This window comes from Bifidobacterium vespertilionis, assembly GCF_008698145.1.
Classification (GTDB): Bacteria; Actinomycetota; Actinomycetes; order Actinomycetales; family Bifidobacteriaceae; genus Bifidobacterium; species Bifidobacterium vespertilionis.
The window spans coordinates 1-15,956 of record NZ_RZNZ01000016.1; the positions used below are offsets into that span (position 1 = coordinate 1).

Consider the following 15,956-nt stretch of genomic DNA (forward strand, 5'->3'; position numbering starts at 1 on the left):
TTGCATTGTCTGCTGTTGTGATGGTGTATCCATATACCATCCAACACGCGCCGGGTGTCAGCCATGCCCCGAGACACGTGTCAGCCATGCCCCGAGACACCTGTCAACTATCCGCTCGAACTGGACACACCATCATTTCAATCTCCACACTCCACGTCACACGCCATGTCACATCCCGCGTCACATGTGTAGTAGAAACGGACGGAAATCGGCCAGAAATCGTCCGTTTCTACTACATCAACCTGTGCGCGAGCTCCGCCGGCGTCCTGGTGTCTCGATCTGCCCAGTTTGCACAAACCCATCGCAATGGATCCGCTCATCCTGGCGCACAGCGGGAACAGAATGAGCAAATCCGATGGCGTAGCGGCCCAACACAAGCTCAACACAAGCTCCACCACATCGGATTTGCTCAATTTGGCGCACGCCGGGAACAGAATGAGCAAATCCGATGACTGAGAGGGCTAAAACAGACCGCACCGCAATGGATCTGCTCATTCTGATGGAAGTACGGCCCAGAATGAGCGGATCGGATGTCCTGCGGCAACGCTGCGCCCGGCACCAATCCCGCCCGTCCCCGGCCACATGAACAGTGCGTGAACTTCCCTGCCGGGGAATGCCAGAAGCCATAGACTGGAACTGCATGCACTGGAATCGCAATGGCAGATCGCAACGACGTGACGGGAGCGGAACGGAACAAGATGGCCGACGAGCACACCGACAAAACCCACGAATCCCACAAACTCAACGAAACCGGTAAGGCGGACGGGACCGGCAAATCCGGCAAACAGCCTCGGGAATCCCATAAAACCTTCCAAGGCCTGAAGCCCCTGCCCGTTCCGAAATCCTTCCCGGGCATCCCGTCGCTCAAGGACGGATCGATCAGCAAAGCGACCGTGGTCACAACAGCGGTCACGGCTGTCGTCGCGCTGCTGATCGGTGCTCTTGTGGGCTACGGCATGCGCAACCCCGTCGACAGCAGCGAGTACAAGGCCATCTCCGGGCAGCTCGCCGACGCGCAGAACTCCCTGACCACCACGAAGGATCAGCTGGACACCACGAAGGACAAGCTCAAGGATGAGCAGACACACAGCGAGGAATTGGAGGAGGACAACGACACGCTGAACAGCCAGGTGACCTCGCTGACCACCGAGCGCGACAAGCTCAACGAGACGATCAAGCAACTCACCCCGAATGTCAACCCGGGATCGAACCCCATCGAGATTCTGGACATCAAGGACATGGGAGCCGAATACGGCTTTCGCGAGCTCGAATTCACCGTCAAGAGCAACGTGGCCGCCATCCTCACCAGCGTGAGCATCCAATTCCAGATCGTGGATGGCAACGGCAACATCTCGCGCAGCGATTCCGCAGGGGCATACAGCGTGGTGCTCAACCCCGGCAAGACCACGGTGGCCACCACCTTCACCGAGGACCGGGGCTATGGCAAGGGCTCGAAGATCGTGCCGGTCAAATGGACCTACCGAGTGCAGAACGGCAGCTACACCGACGGCGACTACGGCGAGGGCGTGAAGACCGGCGAGATCAAATAGCCAAAGCACCGGCGGTACCGATCCCGCACGGTCTCACGCCCGAAGGCCCGCAGCCTCACATCCGCAGGCCTAACGCCCCAGTCTCACGCCCCGTACTCGGCGAGGTACGCGTCCGCGGCGGCCTTGATCTCCGGCGTCACATACGGCTCACCGGAAGCGGTGCGGATCTGCTGTCCGGCTTCGAAGATCTCACGCACGTTGGCGATGGCGAACACCGGGAAGCCGAACTCCGCCTCAACGGCCTTGACGGCGGACAGATCGGAATCCTTCGTCTTCTCCATGCGGTCGACGGACAGCACCAAGCCCACCACCTCGACGTTGGCCTCGGCCTTGAGCTTGGGAATGACCTCGCGCACGGCGGTGCCGGCGGTCATCACATCGTCCACCAGCAGCACCTTCATGCCGTCCTTCAGCTGGGTGCCCACCATCATGCCGCCGTCGCCATGGTCCTTCTTCTCCTTGCGATCGAAGGTGTAGCCCACCTCCATGCCGTGCGCGCTGGTGAGCGCGATCGCGGTGGACACGGCCAGCGGGATGCCCTTGTAGGCCGGGCCGAACACGGTGTCGATGTCCTGCGGCAGGTTGCCGGCCTTGATCTCATCGGCGATCTTCTCCGCGTAGAACGCGCCCAGGGTGGCGATCTTGCGGCCGTCGTTGAACGCGCCGGCGTTGATGAAGTACGGCGACTTGCGTCCCGACTTCAGGGTGAACTCGCCGAACTTCAGCGCCTGCGCGGCGAGCAGGAACTCGGTGAAGCGATGGTCGAGGCTGGTTGTCATGGGAATGGTTCTCCTTTGGCTTGATACTCGAAAAATTCAGCGCGAACTGCCAGCGCCCCTAGCGCCAGGTCTTGCCCTCGGCGAGTTTGGCGGCAAGTTCGGGGCGGCTGTCCAGCAGATCGTCGAGCTCGCGTGCCACGCGCAGCGGGGCGACCGGATCGAACAGGGCGGCCGCGCCCACCTCCACGGCGTTGGCGCCGGCGTAGAGGTATTCCAACGCCTTCTCGCCCGAATCGATGCCGCCGATGCCGATGATCGGCACGTCCGGCAACGCGGTGCGCACCTGCCACACGCGGGCCAGGCCGATGGGCAGCACGGCCGGGCCGGACACGCCGCCGGTCACGTGGTCGATGATCGGACGGCCGGTGCGCGTGTTGATGCGCATGCCCACGATCGTGTTGATCAGGCTCAGCGCGTCGGCGCCCGCCTCCACGGCCGCGCGGGCCGGCAGGGTGATGTCAGTCACGTTCGGGGTGAGCTTGACGATCATCGGCTTGTCCGTAAGCTCCCGCAGACGCGAGATGAGACGGTACAGGGCGTCCGGATCGGCGCCCACGCTCATGCCGCCGTGGCTCACGTTCGGGCAGCTCACGTTGATCTCCAGCATGTCCGCGGGGGAATCGGCGAGCTTCTCCACCACCTCGGCGTAGTCATCGTCGCTGTGGCCGGCCACGTTGGAGATGACGTTCGCGCCGATCTTCTTGAGCTTGGGCAGATCGTCCACCAGATAGTGGTCCACGCCGGGGTTCTGCAGGCCCACGGCGTTGATGTTGCTGGCCGGGCCCTCGGCCGTGCGCACGCCGGGGTTGCCCTCCCACGGCACGGGCGAGACGCCCTTGGTGCACACCGCGCCGAGCTGGCTCACATCGTAGAACCAGCGCACGGCCGCGTACTGGAAGGTGCCGGAGGCGGTGCCCACCGGGTTCTTCCATTTGACGCCGGCCACCACGGTGGGATGCTTCCACTCGTGGGGCTCGTACAGGTTGATCGCGGGCTTGTTCATGGTCGCCGTCGAGGTCACGTTCGCCATCATCCTACTCCCATCCAAGCTGTTCGCGGGTGAACACGGGTCCGTCGGAGCACACCTTGAGGCGGCCGTCCGTGGTGTCCACGGTGCACAGCACGCAGGTGCCGTAGCCGCAGCCCATGCGCTGCTCCATGCTCAGCTGGCACGGCAGGTCTCGCTTGGCGGCCCAGGAGGCGACGGCCTTCATCATCGGCAGCGGACCGCAGGACAGGATCGTCACGTCGCCGGCGGAGCCGAGCAGGGCGTCCTCGTTGCGGTCGAGCAGGGTGATCACGTTGCCCTCGGATTCGTCGATGCTCAACGTGGTGTCCGCGTAGCGGCCCACGAACCGGTCGGCGAAATGGTCGTTGCGGTAGCCGAACACGGCCGTGCAGGTCACGTCGTCGCGCCCGGCGAGCCGCTGGGCGGCGTGGATGAGCGGCGGGACGCCCAATCCACCGCCCACGAGCACGTAGTGTCCGGGGGCCTTGACGTTGAACGGGCGGCCGAGCGGGCCGAGCACGTCGATCATGTCGCCGGCCTCAAGCGCGGCCAGATCAGCGGTGCCCTTGCCGATCACGGCGAAGATCACGCTGACCAGATCGCCCTCCACCTCGCTCACGCCGAGCGGGCGGGGCATGGGCTTGAGCGGATCGGGGCTGAACAGGTCCACGAACTGCGCGGGCCTGGCGTTGGCGGCGATGTACGGGTCGCGGAACGTCAGTCGCACGACGCCGGCGGTCAGTTCGGCCACGTCGGTGATCTCAACGGGGTGGCGCGGCGGGAAGAACCCGGCCGCGACGGCCTGCGACACGATGTCCGCGGGCGCTGCGGGGGCGGTTGCGGTGATGGTCATGATCCCTCTTCTCCTTGTAGCCGATGGCTGATCGGTCCGCGTCCGTCAGCGGTAGACGGCAACGCGCAGGTTGTCGCGCATGTCGATGGCGGCCTCGCGGGCGCAATCAGCCACGAGGTCCAGGGCGTCGTCCGCGCTCATCGATTCGCTGTACCTGCCGCTCTTCCTCCACGCGCCGATGATGCCGCGCGAGGAGTTGACGATCGCGCCGGAACCGTCGGCGTCGAACATGCCGGCCACGTCGGCCGCGGTTCCGCCCTGAGCGCCGTAGCCGGGCACGAGGAAGAACGTGTGCGGCATGCGATTGCGCAGCGCGCGGCCCTCCTCGGGATGGGTGGCGCCCACAACGGCGCCAACGCGCGAGTAGCCGTGGTCGCCGATCGTCTCGACGCCCCAGCGCTCCACCAGATCGGCCACATGCTCGTACACCTTGCCGCCGTCCGCGAGCTCGAGCTCCTGCAGCTCGCTGGAGGACGGGTTGGAGGTGCGCACCAGCGCGAAGATGTCCTTGTTGGCGTCCACGGCGGCGTCCACGAACGGGGTGATGCCGTCGGTGCCCAGATACGGGTTCACGGTGACGGCATCCTCGTGCCACGGGTCGTACACGGCCCCGCCGTCGGCGTCGCGCACGCCGGACAGATGGTGCGCGTAGGCGGCGGCGGTGGAGCCGATGTCCCCGCGCTTGACGTCGCCGAGCACGTACAGGCCGCGATCGGCCGCGTACTCGCAGGTCATGGCGTACACATCCACGCCGTTGGTGCCCAGCGCCTCGTACATGGCGATCTGCGGCTTGACGGCGGGCACGATGTCCGCGACCGCGTCGATGATCGCGCGGTTGAACTCATAGAAGGCCACGGCGAGCTGGGCCGCGGGGACTTCCTCGGGGCTGTCGACCTCGCCGCGCACCTCGTCGGCGAAGGAGGCGACGACCTGCGGGGGCACCAGGGCCTCGGTGGGGTCGAGGCCGACGACGCTGGGGTTCTGCTTTTCTTCGATCGCGTCGATCAGACGGTCCATGCTCGGTTCCTTTCCTTGAAGTTCCTTTATGTGTTCCTTTACGTTGCTTCGCAGCTACTTCAGCCGGCTGAACACCATCTTCGAGCCGATGATCGTGGCCAGCGGCCTGCCGGTCACGTCCCATCCGCCGAACGGGGTGTTGCGGGCATTGGAGTGGAAGTCCTCCGGATCCACGGTCCACGCCTCGTCGGTGGCGAGCACCACCAGATCGACGGCGTCCGGATCGTCCACCTTGCCCAGGTCCAGCAGGCGGTTGCGGCCTTCGACCACGGTGCCGTCGGACTCGGTCTCGCTGTTCGGCGCGGGTTCGGAGAACGCCTCCACCAGCGCGGCCACGTCGGTGGCCTCGTGGCCCATGAGCCGCTCCGGCGCCACGGACATGAGTTCGATGAGCCGGCGGTCGGAGATGTGCCCGCCGTCCACCAGCACCTTGTGGCACACGCCGTACGCGCATTCGAGCCCGATGATGCCATTGGGGGCCTCCAGGAAGCCGCGCTCCTTCTCCTCGAGGGTGTGCGGGGCGTGGTCGGTGGCCAGCAGATCCACCGTGCCGTCGGCGATGGCCTCGATGGTGGCCCGGCGGTCCGCCTCGCTCCTCAGCGGCGGGTTCATCTTGGCCAGCGTGCCGTACTTGAGCAGCGCCTCGTCGCTCAGCGCCAGATAGTGCGGCGCGGTTTCGCAGGTGATGGGCAGGCCCTCGGCCTTGGCCTTGCGGATCGCGTCGAAGCTGATGGCCGTGCTCACGTGCTGGAAGTGCACGTGGACGCCGGTTTCGCGCGCTTTGGCGATGTCCCTGGCGACGATCCTCAGCTCGGTGTCCTCGGGGATGCCGGGCACGCCGAGCTCGCGGGAGACCGGACCCTCGTTGACGGCGCCGGTCTCGTGGTGCTCGCAGTGCTCGATGAGCGGCAGGCCGGACTCCTTGGCCAGCGCGAACACGGCGTCCAGGGTATCCGGGGTGACGGCCGAGCCGTCGTCGCTGATCGCGGTCACCGGATGCGCAAGCTGGGCCGCGTCCTTGGACCCGTCGTCCACGCCGGGCATGTAGCGTCGCCACTTGGCGAATTCGGTGGCCTCGTGGCCGGCGCGGCCCTTGGACGCGCACACGCACAGGTCGTAGCGCACGGGCAGATCGCCGGCCATCTTGTGCGCCTCGGCGTAGTGCTGCAGGTAGTCGATGACCGTCCCGTAGCCGGCGCCCAGCACCTCGTCCGCGCCGGGCTCGCCCTCCGCCACCGGCTCGCCGTCCATCGCGGGCACGGTGTTGGGCATGATGAGCACGTTGGTGTATCCGCCCGAGGCGGCCGCCATCGCGCCGGAGACCATGGACTCCTTGTAGGTCTGGCCGGGGTCGCGGAAGTGCACGTGCGGGTCGGCGAAGCCGGGGGCCAGCGTGAGCCCCGTGGCGTCGATCTCGATGTGATCCCGCAGTCTTACCTCCACGAAGGAGCCGTTGGCCGGAAGGTCCTTGGGCATGATCAGCTCGCCGGGGATGATACGCCCGGTTTCGTCGATCAGGCCATGGCCGTCGGCGAAACCGGGGACCACGAGGTCGATCACCTCGTCGGTGTCCCACACCTTGATGTTGCGCAGGGTGAGCATCAGAGCTTGGCTTCCTCGTCGCAGTAGTCGCAGCGGTACTCCTGCTTGGCGGTGTGGGCGAGGTGGAACATCTGGTCGATGCCGCGCTCGGTCTTGGTCACGCAGCGCGGGTTCACGCAGGTGATGACGTTGACCATGTGCTCGGGCAGGTTCGGCTTGATCTTCTCCACGATCCTGCCGCCGCGCACCACGTCCACGGTGGCCTGGCGGGCCACGAAGCCTAGCACGTCCAGGTTGACGTCCTGCTCCGGGTCCTCGATCTTGATGATGTCCTTGGAGCCGTACAGCTGGCTGTCGGTGTTCATGATCAGCGCGAGCTTGGCGGTGGACGGGTCGATGTTGAGATACTTGAGCACCGTCAGGGCCGTGCCGGCGGGCACGTGGTCGATGATGATGCCGTTCTGGATGCTGGTGACTTCCATCAGGCCTGAACCTCCTTGGGCGTAAGCGGGACGTAACCGGGCAGCTCGTCGCCGAGCAGCGAGCTTTCGAGGGCCATGCGCATGAGCATGCCGTTCTTGACCTGCTCGAAGTAGGCGGCGCGCGGATCGTTGTCCACCTCGACGGCGATCTCGTTGATGCGCGGCAGCGGGTGGAGCACGGCCATGTCCGGCTTGGCGAGGGAGAGCTTCTCCTCGTCGAGGATGTAGGTGTCGCGCAGGCGCAGGTAGTCGTCCTCGTTGAAGAAGCGCTCCTGCTGGACGCGGGTCATGTACAGCACGTCCAGATCGCCGATCACCGCGGACAGGTCGCGGACCTCCACGTAGGAGCAGCTCGGCGTGGCCTTGATGCGGTCGATCACGTACTGCGGGGTCTTGAGCTCGTCCGGGCTGATGAGCACGAAGCGCACGTTGCCGAAGCGGCACAGGGTCTCGATGAGCGAGTGCACGGTGCGGCCGAAGGTCAGGTCGCCGCACAGGCCCACGGTCAGGTCCGTGACGCGACCGAAGCGGGACATGAGCGTGGCGAGGTCGGCCAGGGTCTGCGTGGGGTGCATGTGGCCGCCGTCGCCGGCGTTGATGACCGGCACGCTCGCGGCGCGGGAGGCGACCAGGGCGGCGCCCTCCTTGGGGTGGCGCATGGCGACGATGTCCACGTAGTTGGAGACGGTCTTAAGCGTGTCCGAAATCGACTCGCCCTTGCTCACGGAGCTCAGCTGGGCGCCGGCGAAGCCGATCACGCTGCCGCCGAGGCGCAGCATGGCGGTTTCGAAGCTCAGACGCGTGCGGGTGGAGGGCTCGTAGAACAGCGTGGCCAGTACACGTCCGTCGCAGGTGTGCGCGACTTCGCGGCGGTGCGAATCGATGTACGCGGCCTTATGAAGCAGTTCCTCGATCTGATGGGTAGAAATGTCGTCAAGTGTGACCAGGCTGCGTCCCTTGAGCGGAACTTCAGTTTGTTCTGACACGGCTCACCTTTCAGTTTTGTGATTCACAAGGTGGCCACGCAAAGTGACCTTGTCAAGGGTACGCTACTTGCCAGACATGGAATGTTCACCGAGTCTTCCGGGGGCGCGGATCCGGCCCGCTGCGCGCCCCGTCACGCTCCCCGTCACGCGGCGCGGGTTGCGTCACGGGGAGCGACCGCGCCGCGTGACGCAGTCCGGGAACCGTTGTGGCACAAGGCCTTTCGAACCACGTCACGCGGCGCGCCCGCTCCCTGTGACGTGGTTCGCTCCCAGTGACAGACTTCGCTCCCCGTGACGCAGCCCGCGCGGCCGACTACCGCGCGAAGCGGGAGTACCGCCGACCGGGGCGCACCGAAAGGATGCGCGGCGGGGTCTTGCGCTCGGCGGGCTTGGTCTTCGAGATGCCGTAGAACAGGCGCTCCACCACCTCGCGGCACTTGCGCATCGCGCCCATGAGCTCGTTGTCGAACTGCTGGCCACGGTGGGCGCTGTGGCCCAGGTACACGGCGATGCCGCCCAGGGAGTACATGTCGTCCGGCAGCACGTCGGCCTGGTTGGCGCGCCCGCTCCACAGGTAGTTGCCGTTGCGCGCGGCGGTGCACATGCGCCACGCATGCTCGAGGATCCTCGCGTCGCCCTGGTCGATGAATCCGAGCCGGACCAGCTGCCCCAGCGCCTCCAGTGTGCCGTTGACGCGCAGTTCGGCGTACTCGCCGGCATGCTGCAACTGCAGCAGCTGCACGGTCCACTCCACGTCCGAAAGCCCGCCCTTGCCGAGCTTCAAGTGCCGGTCGCGACGCACGCCGCGGGGCAATCGCTCGGCCTCCATGCGGGCCTTGAGCTTGCGGATGTCCGCGAGCTGAGCGGGGGTGAGCGGGTCGGCGCAGTAGCGCAGCGGATCGGCGATCCCGGTGAGGAAGTCGTGCGCCAGCACCGCATCGCCGGCCGCGTACCGGGCCCTGAGCAGCGCCTGATGCTCCCAGGTGCTCGCCCAGGAGGCGTAGTACTCGCGGCAGGAGGCGTAGGATCGCACGATCGGCCCGTTCTTGCCCTCCGGGCGCAGATCCAGATCGAGCTCGATCTTCGCCTCCACGCTGGTGGGGCCGGACAGGACCTTGCGCATGTCGTCCACCACGGCCTTGGCGAACGCACCGGCGTCGGCATCGTCCGCATCTGCGGCCGGTCGGTAGATCAGGATCGCGTCGGCGTCGGAGCTGAAGTTCACCTCTCCCCCGCCATAGCGTCCCATGCCGATCACGGCGATCGACGCGGCCGCAGAGGCCATGCCACGCTCGCGCAGCTGATGGGCCACGGACCAATCGAGCGCAGCCTGGATGATCGCGTCGTACACGTCGGTCATGCCCTTGAGGCTGGTGGCGTCGTCGATCAGGCCGCTCATCCAGCCCAGGCCGATGCGCTCGATCTCATGGCGGCGCATGGCGCGGATCGACGTGGCGAAGTCGTTGATGGACTCGGCATAGCGCTCCAGCGTGGCCTTGCACTGCACGTCCAGATTCTCGCGCACGCGGGGAGCCAGGGACTCGTCGCTGCCCAGCCAGGTGACCGATTCAACGGACTTGGTGAGCGCGTCGCCCAGATAGCGCGAATTGGACAGCACGTGGCACAGGCGCTGCGCGGCGGACGTGGAGTCACGCAGGAAGCCCAGATACCCGCTTTCACTGCCGAACTTCTCCTCGAGCTTGCGCCAGCCGAGCAGTCCCATGTCCGGGTTCTGACCGTCGCCCAGCCATTCGAGCACGGCGGGCAGGATGATCCGGTTGATCTTGGCCGCGCGGGACACGCCGCTGGTCAGGGCCTCCACATGGCGCATGGCGGCGTCCGGATCGGCGAATCCGATCGAGGCGAAACGGGTCCTCGCCGCATCGCTGCTCAGCGAGATCTCGTCGGGATCCAGCTGGGCGCTGATCGGCAGCATGGGGCGGAAGTAGATGTCCTGATGCAGGTGCCGCACCTCGCGGCGGATCGCGTCGAACTGCTCGACCAGCTCCTCCGGGTGCACCCCGAGCGCCCTGGACAGACGGCGCAGTTCGGCGTTGCTCTGCAGCGCCTCGCGATCGATCTGCCTCTTGCGCTCGATCCCGCCCACACTGCCGGCGCCGAGGTCCGGGAACAGGTGAGTGCGCTTCAAGGCCCACATCTGCTGTCGGTGCTCCAGCACGCGCTCGAACCGGTAGTCGTGCGAAAGCTTGACGGCCTGTTTGCGAGAAACGTAGCCGCCGTCGGACAGGGCCTGCAGCGATTCGAGGGTGGAGGCGGTGCGCAGGTTCTCGTCGGTGCGCCCGTGCACCAGCTGGAGCATCTGCACGGTGAACTCCACGTCGCGCAGACCACCGCGGCCCAGCTTGATCTCGCGGTCCTTGAGGGGCGCGGGAATGAGATCCTCAACGCGTTTGCGCATTTGTTGGCAATCGTATACGAAGTTCTTGCGCTTGGAGGCCGACCAGACGAACGGGCGGGTCATCTCCCGGTACGCCGCGCCGAGCTCGCGGTCGCCGGCCACCGGACGGGCCTTGAGCAGCGCCTGGAACTCCCAGCTTTCCGCCCAGTGCTCGTAGTAGCCCTTGTGCGATTCGAGCGTGCGCACCAGCGGGCCATCCTTGCCTTCGGGGCGCAGGCCGCCGTCGATCTGCCACAACGTGGGTTCGGCGCAGCCCATGATCACGGACTGGCACACGCGCTGCAGCAGGGTGCCCATCTTTGTGCCCACGCGGATCAGGGCCTGATGGTCCAGCGTGTCGTCCGCCGGCTCCACCACGTAGATCAGATCCACGTCGGAGACGTAGTTGAGCTCCTGCGCGCCCAGCTTGCCCATGCCGATGATCGCGAACCGGCAGTGCTCGCCGCCGTCCACCTCGTGACGAGCGATGGCCAGGGCCCCCTCAAGGGCCGCGTCGGCCAGATCGGACAGCATGCGGCTGATGGCCGGCTGGACGTACAGCGGATCGTCGGCGGTGACGTCGATGGCCATGATCGCGGCCAGATGCCTGCGGTAGGTGCGTCTGAGTTCGGAGGTGGCGTCGGCCAGATCGAGGCCCGCCACAGGGGCGTCTGCGGAGGGGTCGGCGCCGATCGCCTCGAGAATGCTCGCGCGGCGCTGGGCGGCGCTGAGCTGGCCACTGCGGCACGGGTCGGCCGCGGCCGCCGCCACAAGGTCCGGGCGGATGCGCATGAGCTTGCCCATTTCGTCGGAGGCGCCGAGGACGGCGATCAGACGGCGCTGGGCGTCCTCGGTGGGGGCGAGCTCGTCGAGCGTGGTGCGGCGGCTGGGCAGCGCGGCCAGGACGCCGTGCAGGTTGCGCAGGGCGACGTCGGGGTCGTAGGCGCGCTCCAAGGCGGACAGCAGCACCCCGAGATGATGGTCGTCCATGCCGGCCTGACGCAGCAGGTCGATCTGCCGCTTGGCCTCGTCGAGATCGAGGATGCCGGCATGGATGAGTTCGCGCGCGCTCACGGCGCCTTCATGGATTTGTGGCATACGCTCCAATGTACCCGAAAACCGTCTTATCTGGCGAACAGACATCCCACATTCTGCCAGATGCGGCGGGTGCCGCCCGGATGGTTCATGGTGTACAGATGGATGCCGTCCACGCCATGGGCCACCAGATCGGTGATCTGGTCGGAGGCGTAGTTGATGCCGGCCGCGCGCAGAGCCTCGGGGTTGTCCGCCCACTTGTCCAGAATGCGGTTCAACTTGGCCGGGATGCGCGAGGCGTTGCGCTCGGCCATCCTGCGCACGGACTTGGCGCCGCGCACGGGCATGATGCCGGCCTCGATCGGCACGTCGATGCCGGCCGCGCGGGCCTTGTCCAGGAAGCGGTAGAAGTCGTCGTCGTCGTAGAACAGCTGGGAGATCAGGTGGCTGGCGCCGGCGTCCACCTTCTTCTTGAGGTTGGCGATGTCCTCGTCCAGCGACTCGGCCTGGTAGTGGCCCTCCGGATAGCAGGCGCCGAAGATCTTCAGATCGGGGCGCTTCTCGCGGATGTAGGCCACCAGATCGCTCGCGTGCGGGAAGGCGCCCACCGGCTCCTGATCGGGCAGGTAGTCGCCGCGCAGGGCGAGCACGGCCTGCACGCCGGCCTCATCGAACATCTCGAGCGCGTGGTCGATCACCTCGTGGTCGGAGTACAGGGCCGTCAGATGGGCCACGGTGGGGATGCCGTACTCGGTGCGGATGGTGTGCGCGATGCGCGCGGTGGCCGTGCGGTCGGACGCGGTGCCGTGGCCGTAGGTGACGGAGATGAAGTCGGGCTTCAGGCCCTCCAGTCCGTCGAGGGTGTCGTAGATGGTGCCCACGGGCGCGTTGCGCTTCGGGGGGAAGACTTCGAGGGAGAACATGGGGGTGGTCATTGCGGGTTCCTTTGATGGTGAAATGCGATGGGAAACGAATCGGCTCCCCTCGATGCGAAGGGAGCCGATGTCATGCAAGGTCCATGCCTACTTGGCAAGCTTGGCGCGGACGGCCTTGGCGGCCGCGACAAGATGCTTGAGGCTCGGCCAGGTCTCGGCGTCGCCGCGGGTCTTCAGACCGCAGTCGGGGTTGATCCAGACCTTCTCGACGTCCATCTTCTTGAGGATCTCGCCGATGCGCTCCTCGATCTCCTGCTCGGAGGGGATGCGCGGGGAGTGGATGTCGTACACGCCGGGGCCAGCCTCGGTCTCGAAGTGGGCGTCGTGGATGGCGTCCAGCACCACCAGATCGCCGCGGGAGGCCTCGAAGGAGATCACGTCGGCGTCCATCGCATCGATGTCGCGGATGATGTCGTTGAACTCCGAGTAGCACATGTGGGTGTGGATCTGTGTGGTCGGCTTGACGGCGGAGTGCACCAGACGGAACGCGGGAACGGCCCAGTCAAGGTACTTCACATGCCAGTCGGACTTCCTGAGCGGCAGCTTCTCGCGCAGGGCGGCCTCGTCGATCTGGATGACCTTGATGCCGGCGGCCTCGAGGTCCAGCACCTCGTCGCGGATGGCGAGGGCCAGCTGCTGGGTCTGCTGCTCGTGGGTGATGTCCTCGCGCGGCCAGGACCAGTTGAGGATCGTGACCGGGCCGGTGAGCATGCCCTTCATGACGTGGTCGGTGCGGCTCTGCGCGTAGGCGGACCACTCAACGGTGATCGGCTTGGCGCGGGAGACGTCGCCCCACACGATCGGGGGCTTGACGCAGCGGGTGCCGTAGGACTGCACCCAAGCGTTCTTGGTGAACAGGAAGCCGTTGAGGTTCTGGCCGAAGTACTCGACCATGTCGTTGCGCTCGAACTCGCCGTGGACCAGCACGTCGAGGCCGATCTCCTCCTGATGCTTGATGCAGGCGTCGATCTGGGCCTTGATGAACGCGTCGTAGGCCTCCTTGGTGATCTCGCCCTTGCGCAGCTTGGCGCGCTCGGCGCGGATCTCCTTGGTCTGCGGGAAGGAGCCGATCGTGGTGGTGGGCAGCAGCGGCAGGCCCAGGGCCTCGCGCTGGAGCTTCTGGCGCTCGGTGCGGGCGGGCTGGCGGACGAAGTCGGCGTCGGTCAGCTTGGCGATGCGGTCGGCAACGGCCGGGTCCGCGGGGGTGCGGGTGCCGTCGAACAGCGCCTGGTTGGCGGCCAGCGCGGCGTCGGCCTTGAGCTCCTCGTCGCTCTTGGAGGCCAGGGTGGCGATCTCCTTGAGCTCGCCGAGCTTCTCCACGGCGAACGCGAAGTGCTTGAGCTTGTCCGCGTCGATGCCGGTCTCGCCCTCGGTGCTGAACGGCACGTGCAGCAGGGAGCTGGCGGTGGAGACGGCCACGTTCCCGGTCTTCTCGCGCAGGGCGTCGATCAGGCCCAGGCTGATCGCGTAGTTGTTGCGCCAGATGTTGCGGCCGTTGACCACACCGGCGAAGATCGTGGTGGCGGAATTGACGCCGTAGCGCTCCACGGCGTCCAGATTCTCGTCGCGGCCCTCGTTGAGGTCCAGGCCGATGCCGTCGAAGCCGAGCAGGTTGACGGTCTCGTACACGTCGGCGATGTGACCGAAGTAGGTGTTGAGCAGGACCTTGACCTTGCCTTCGCGGGCCGGCAGGATCTTGGCGTACAGGCTCTTGAAGAGCTCCACGTCGCCGGGCTCCTTGTCCAGCACCAGATACGGCTCGTCGAGCTGCACCCATTCGGCGCCCAGCTCGGCGAACTTGGCCAGAACCTGCGCGTACACGGCGGCGACGGCCTGCACGAGGCCCTTGTCCAGATCCAGCTCCTGCGCCTCGGAGTTGCGGGAGAGCTTGAGGAAGGTGTACGGGCCGATGAACACCGGCTTGGTGAGGATGCCCAGCGCCTTGGCCTCGGCGAACTCGTCGAACGCCTTGGTGGAGTTGAGCTTGACCTCGGTGGCCGCGTCGAACTCGGGCACCAAGTAGTGGTAGTTGGTGGTGAACCACTTCTTCATCGGCAGGGCGGTCACGTCGCCGGCCTCGCCCTGGTAGCCGCGGGCCATGGCGAACAGCGTGCCCTCGGCGTCCAGCGACAGGCGCTGGTAGCGCTGCGGGATCACGTTGAGCAGGATCGCGGTGTCCAGCATCTGGTCGTAGTAGCTGAAGTCGTTGCTCGGGATCAGGTCGATGCCGGCCTCCTGCTGCAGCTTCCAGTGCTTGGCGCGCAGCTCCTTGGCGGTGGCGCGCACGGCGTCGATGTCGTTGGCGCCCTTCCAATAGCCTTCGATGATCTTCTTCAGTTCGCGGTTCTGGCCGATGCGCGGGAACCCGGAAACCGAGGTGAGAACGGACATGCTTCCTCCTGAACGAACAGTCTTAACCCGGCTAAACTACCACGGATCGGGAGGGTGTGGGACATCAGGTGAGTCTGCATGTCGGTATAAATGCGGTTTATAGCATCAAGGACTTCACTCGACATCTTTGACACCGAACCGTCAGGCGGACAGTCCGGTGGACTGTCCGTAGGCAGGCCGAGCCGTGAAGCGAACGCCGGCGGCGTTCGCAGGCGAGGACGAACGACAGTGAGCAAATAAAGCCGCGGCCGCAGGCCGACCGCGGTTGCGGTCGAGCCGCCACCAAGGCGGCGACGTGAATGTCAAAGACTTCACTCGACATCTTTGACACCGAGCCGTCAAACGGACAGTCCGGTGGACTGTCCGTAGGTAAGGGGAGCCGCCGCCAAGGCGGCGACGTGAATGTCAAAGACTTCACTCGAAGTCTTTGACATTCAACACGGCAAGCAGATCGCCGGAGTGGACCTGCCACTCGTCGAAGGGCTTGTCCGATCCGAAGATCGCCACGGCCGCAGTGGACATGCCCAGCGTGAGCAGATCGAGCGCGGCGGGATCGGAATCCGACGAGGAAAGCCACTGGCAGCTGATGGACACGGTCGGCTCATGGCCCAGGATCAGCAGCACGCGGGTCTTGCCGGGGGTGTGCGCCAGCTCGTCGAGCACGGCCTGCACGCCGCCGTCGTACAGGCTCTGGCGGTTGTCCACGTTGGGCTTGTCGCCGAAGAACTTGAGCATCCGATCCAGCGTCTGCTGCGCGCGGGTGGCCCCGGACACGGCGATGCGATCGGGAACCAGCTCCAGCTCCGCGAGCCCGCGCCCCACGGTCTTGGCCTGCTTCAGTCCCTTGTCCGTCAACTCGCGGTCCCGGTCGCCTTTAGCGCTGAAGGATTCGGCCTTCGCGTGCCGCATGACGATCAGCACATGCTTGTACGCATCCAGCTTCTTGCCCAGTTTCTTGAGATTGACGCCCATGGTCCGC

At 66.1% G+C, this 15,956-nt stretch carries 12 protein-coding genes; 1 reads left to right on the forward strand and 11 read right to left on the reverse strand.

From position 1 onward, the window contains the following. The first annotated feature begins 656 nt into the window (after positions 1-656). A complete protein-coding gene (locus tag EMO90_RS10145) occupies positions 657-1,550 on the forward strand; it encodes a hypothetical protein (RefSeq protein ID WP_150354553.1) in 894 nt (297 codons plus the stop codon). A gap of 83 nt (positions 1,551-1,633) precedes the next feature. Here EMO90_RS10145 and pyrE read toward each other — a convergent pair whose 3' ends face one another. From pyrE to EMO90_RS10200, 11 genes are all read right to left on the reverse strand, one after another. Continuing rightward, positions 1,634-2,329 (reverse strand): orotate phosphoribosyltransferase, encoded by a 696-nt coding sequence (gene pyrE / locus EMO90_RS10150; protein ID WP_150354552.1) that lies wholly within the window; start codon positions 2,327-2,329, stop codon positions 1,634-1,636. Between the two features lie 58 nt (positions 2,330-2,387). Next, positions 2,388-3,359 (reverse strand): dihydroorotate dehydrogenase, encoded by a 972-nt coding sequence (locus EMO90_RS10155; protein ID WP_150354557.1) that lies wholly within the window; start codon positions 3,357-3,359, stop codon positions 2,388-2,390. A gap of 4 nt (positions 3,360-3,363) precedes the next feature. Further along, the gene (locus EMO90_RS10160) at positions 3,364-4,191 is read right to left on the reverse strand and encodes a dihydroorotate dehydrogenase electron transfer subunit (protein WP_150354551.1); all 828 of its coding nucleotides are present in this window, start codon (positions 4,189-4,191) and stop codon (positions 3,364-3,366) included. A 45-nt stretch (positions 4,192-4,236) separates the two neighbouring features. Further along, positions 4,237-5,208, reverse strand: coding sequence for an orotidine-5'-phosphate decarboxylase (pyrF, locus tag EMO90_RS10165; protein WP_150354550.1), 972 nt, complete (start codon positions 5,206-5,208; stop codon positions 4,237-4,239). A gap of 54 nt (positions 5,209-5,262) precedes the next feature. Then, entirely contained in the window at positions 5,263-6,813 is a 1,551-nt protein-coding gene (locus EMO90_RS10170; RefSeq protein ID WP_190972058.1) for a dihydroorotase, read from the reverse strand. Then, the gene (locus EMO90_RS10175; protein ID WP_150354548.1) at positions 6,810-7,232 is read right to left on the reverse strand and encodes an aspartate carbamoyltransferase regulatory subunit; all 423 of its coding nucleotides are present in this window, start codon (positions 7,230-7,232) and stop codon (positions 6,810-6,812) included. Before EMO90_RS10175 ends, EMO90_RS10170 begins: the two co-directional genes overlap by 4 nt. Next, the gene (pyrB, locus tag EMO90_RS10180; RefSeq protein ID WP_150354547.1) at positions 7,232-8,218 is read right to left on the reverse strand and encodes an aspartate carbamoyltransferase; all 987 of its coding nucleotides are present in this window, start codon (positions 8,216-8,218) and stop codon (positions 7,232-7,234) included. Before pyrB ends, EMO90_RS10175 begins: the two co-directional genes overlap by 1 nt. A 313-nt stretch (positions 8,219-8,531) precedes the next feature. Continuing rightward, on the reverse strand, positions 8,532-11,714 hold the full coding sequence (locus tag EMO90_RS10185) for a bifunctional [glutamine synthetase] adenylyltransferase/[glutamine synthetase]-adenylyl-L-tyrosine phosphorylase (RefSeq protein ID WP_150354546.1): 3,183 nt from the start codon (positions 11,712-11,714) through the stop codon (positions 8,532-8,534). 26 nt (positions 11,715-11,740) lie between these two features. Further along, entirely contained in the window at positions 11,741-12,586 is an 846-nt protein-coding gene (gene metF, locus EMO90_RS10190; RefSeq protein ID WP_150354545.1) for a methylenetetrahydrofolate reductase [NAD(P)H], read from the reverse strand. An 87-nt stretch (positions 12,587-12,673) separates the two neighbouring features. Then, positions 12,674-14,977 carry a 5-methyltetrahydropteroyltriglutamate--homocysteine S-methyltransferase gene (metE, locus tag EMO90_RS10195; RefSeq protein WP_150354544.1) on the reverse strand — a complete coding sequence of 768 codons (2,304 nt, stop codon included), beginning with the start codon at positions 14,975-14,977 and terminating at the stop codon, positions 12,674-12,676. A 414-nt stretch (positions 14,978-15,391) separates the two neighbouring features. Then, positions 15,392-15,949, reverse strand: coding sequence for a SixA phosphatase family protein (locus tag EMO90_RS10200; protein WP_150354543.1), 558 nt, complete (start codon positions 15,947-15,949; stop codon positions 15,392-15,394). Positions 15,950-15,956: the final 7 nt, after the last annotated feature.

What these genes read in the sequence shown, in the direction of transcription:
- EMO90_RS10145 (WP_150354553.1), top strand. Translation starts at nt 657, where the DNA reads ATGGCAGATCGCAACGACGTGACGGGAGCGGAACGGAACAAGATGGCC.
- pyrE (WP_150354552.1), bottom strand. Translation starts at nt 2,329, where the DNA reads ATGACAACCAGCCTCGACCATCGCTTCACCGAGTTCCTGCTCGCCGCG.
- EMO90_RS10155 (WP_150354557.1), bottom strand. Translation starts at nt 3,359, where the DNA reads ATGGCGAACGTGACCTCGACGGCGACCATGAACAAGCCCGCGATCAAC.
- EMO90_RS10160 (WP_150354551.1), bottom strand. Translation starts at nt 4,191, where the DNA reads ATGACCATCACCGCAACCGCCCCCGCAGCGCCCGCGGACATCGTGTCG.
- pyrF (WP_150354550.1), bottom strand. Translation starts at nt 5,208, where the DNA reads ATGGACCGTCTGATCGACGCGATCGAAGAAAAGCAGAACCCCAGCGTC.
- EMO90_RS10175 (WP_150354548.1), bottom strand. Translation starts at nt 7,232, where the DNA reads ATGGAAGTCACCAGCATCCAGAACGGCATCATCATCGACCACGTGCCC.
- EMO90_RS10185 (WP_150354546.1), bottom strand. Translation starts at nt 11,714, where the DNA reads ATGCCACAAATCCATGAAGGCGCCGTGAGCGCGCGCGAACTCATCCAT.
- metF (WP_150354545.1), bottom strand. Translation starts at nt 12,586, where the DNA reads ATGACCACCCCCATGTTCTCCCTCGAAGTCTTCCCCCCGAAGCGCAAC.
- metE (WP_150354544.1), bottom strand. Translation starts at nt 14,977, where the DNA reads ATGTCCGTTCTCACCTCGGTTTCCGGGTTCCCGCGCATCGGCCAGAAC.
- EMO90_RS10200 (WP_150354543.1), bottom strand. Translation starts at nt 15,949, where the DNA reads ATGGGCGTCAATCTCAAGAAACTGGGCAAGAAGCTGGATGCGTACAAG.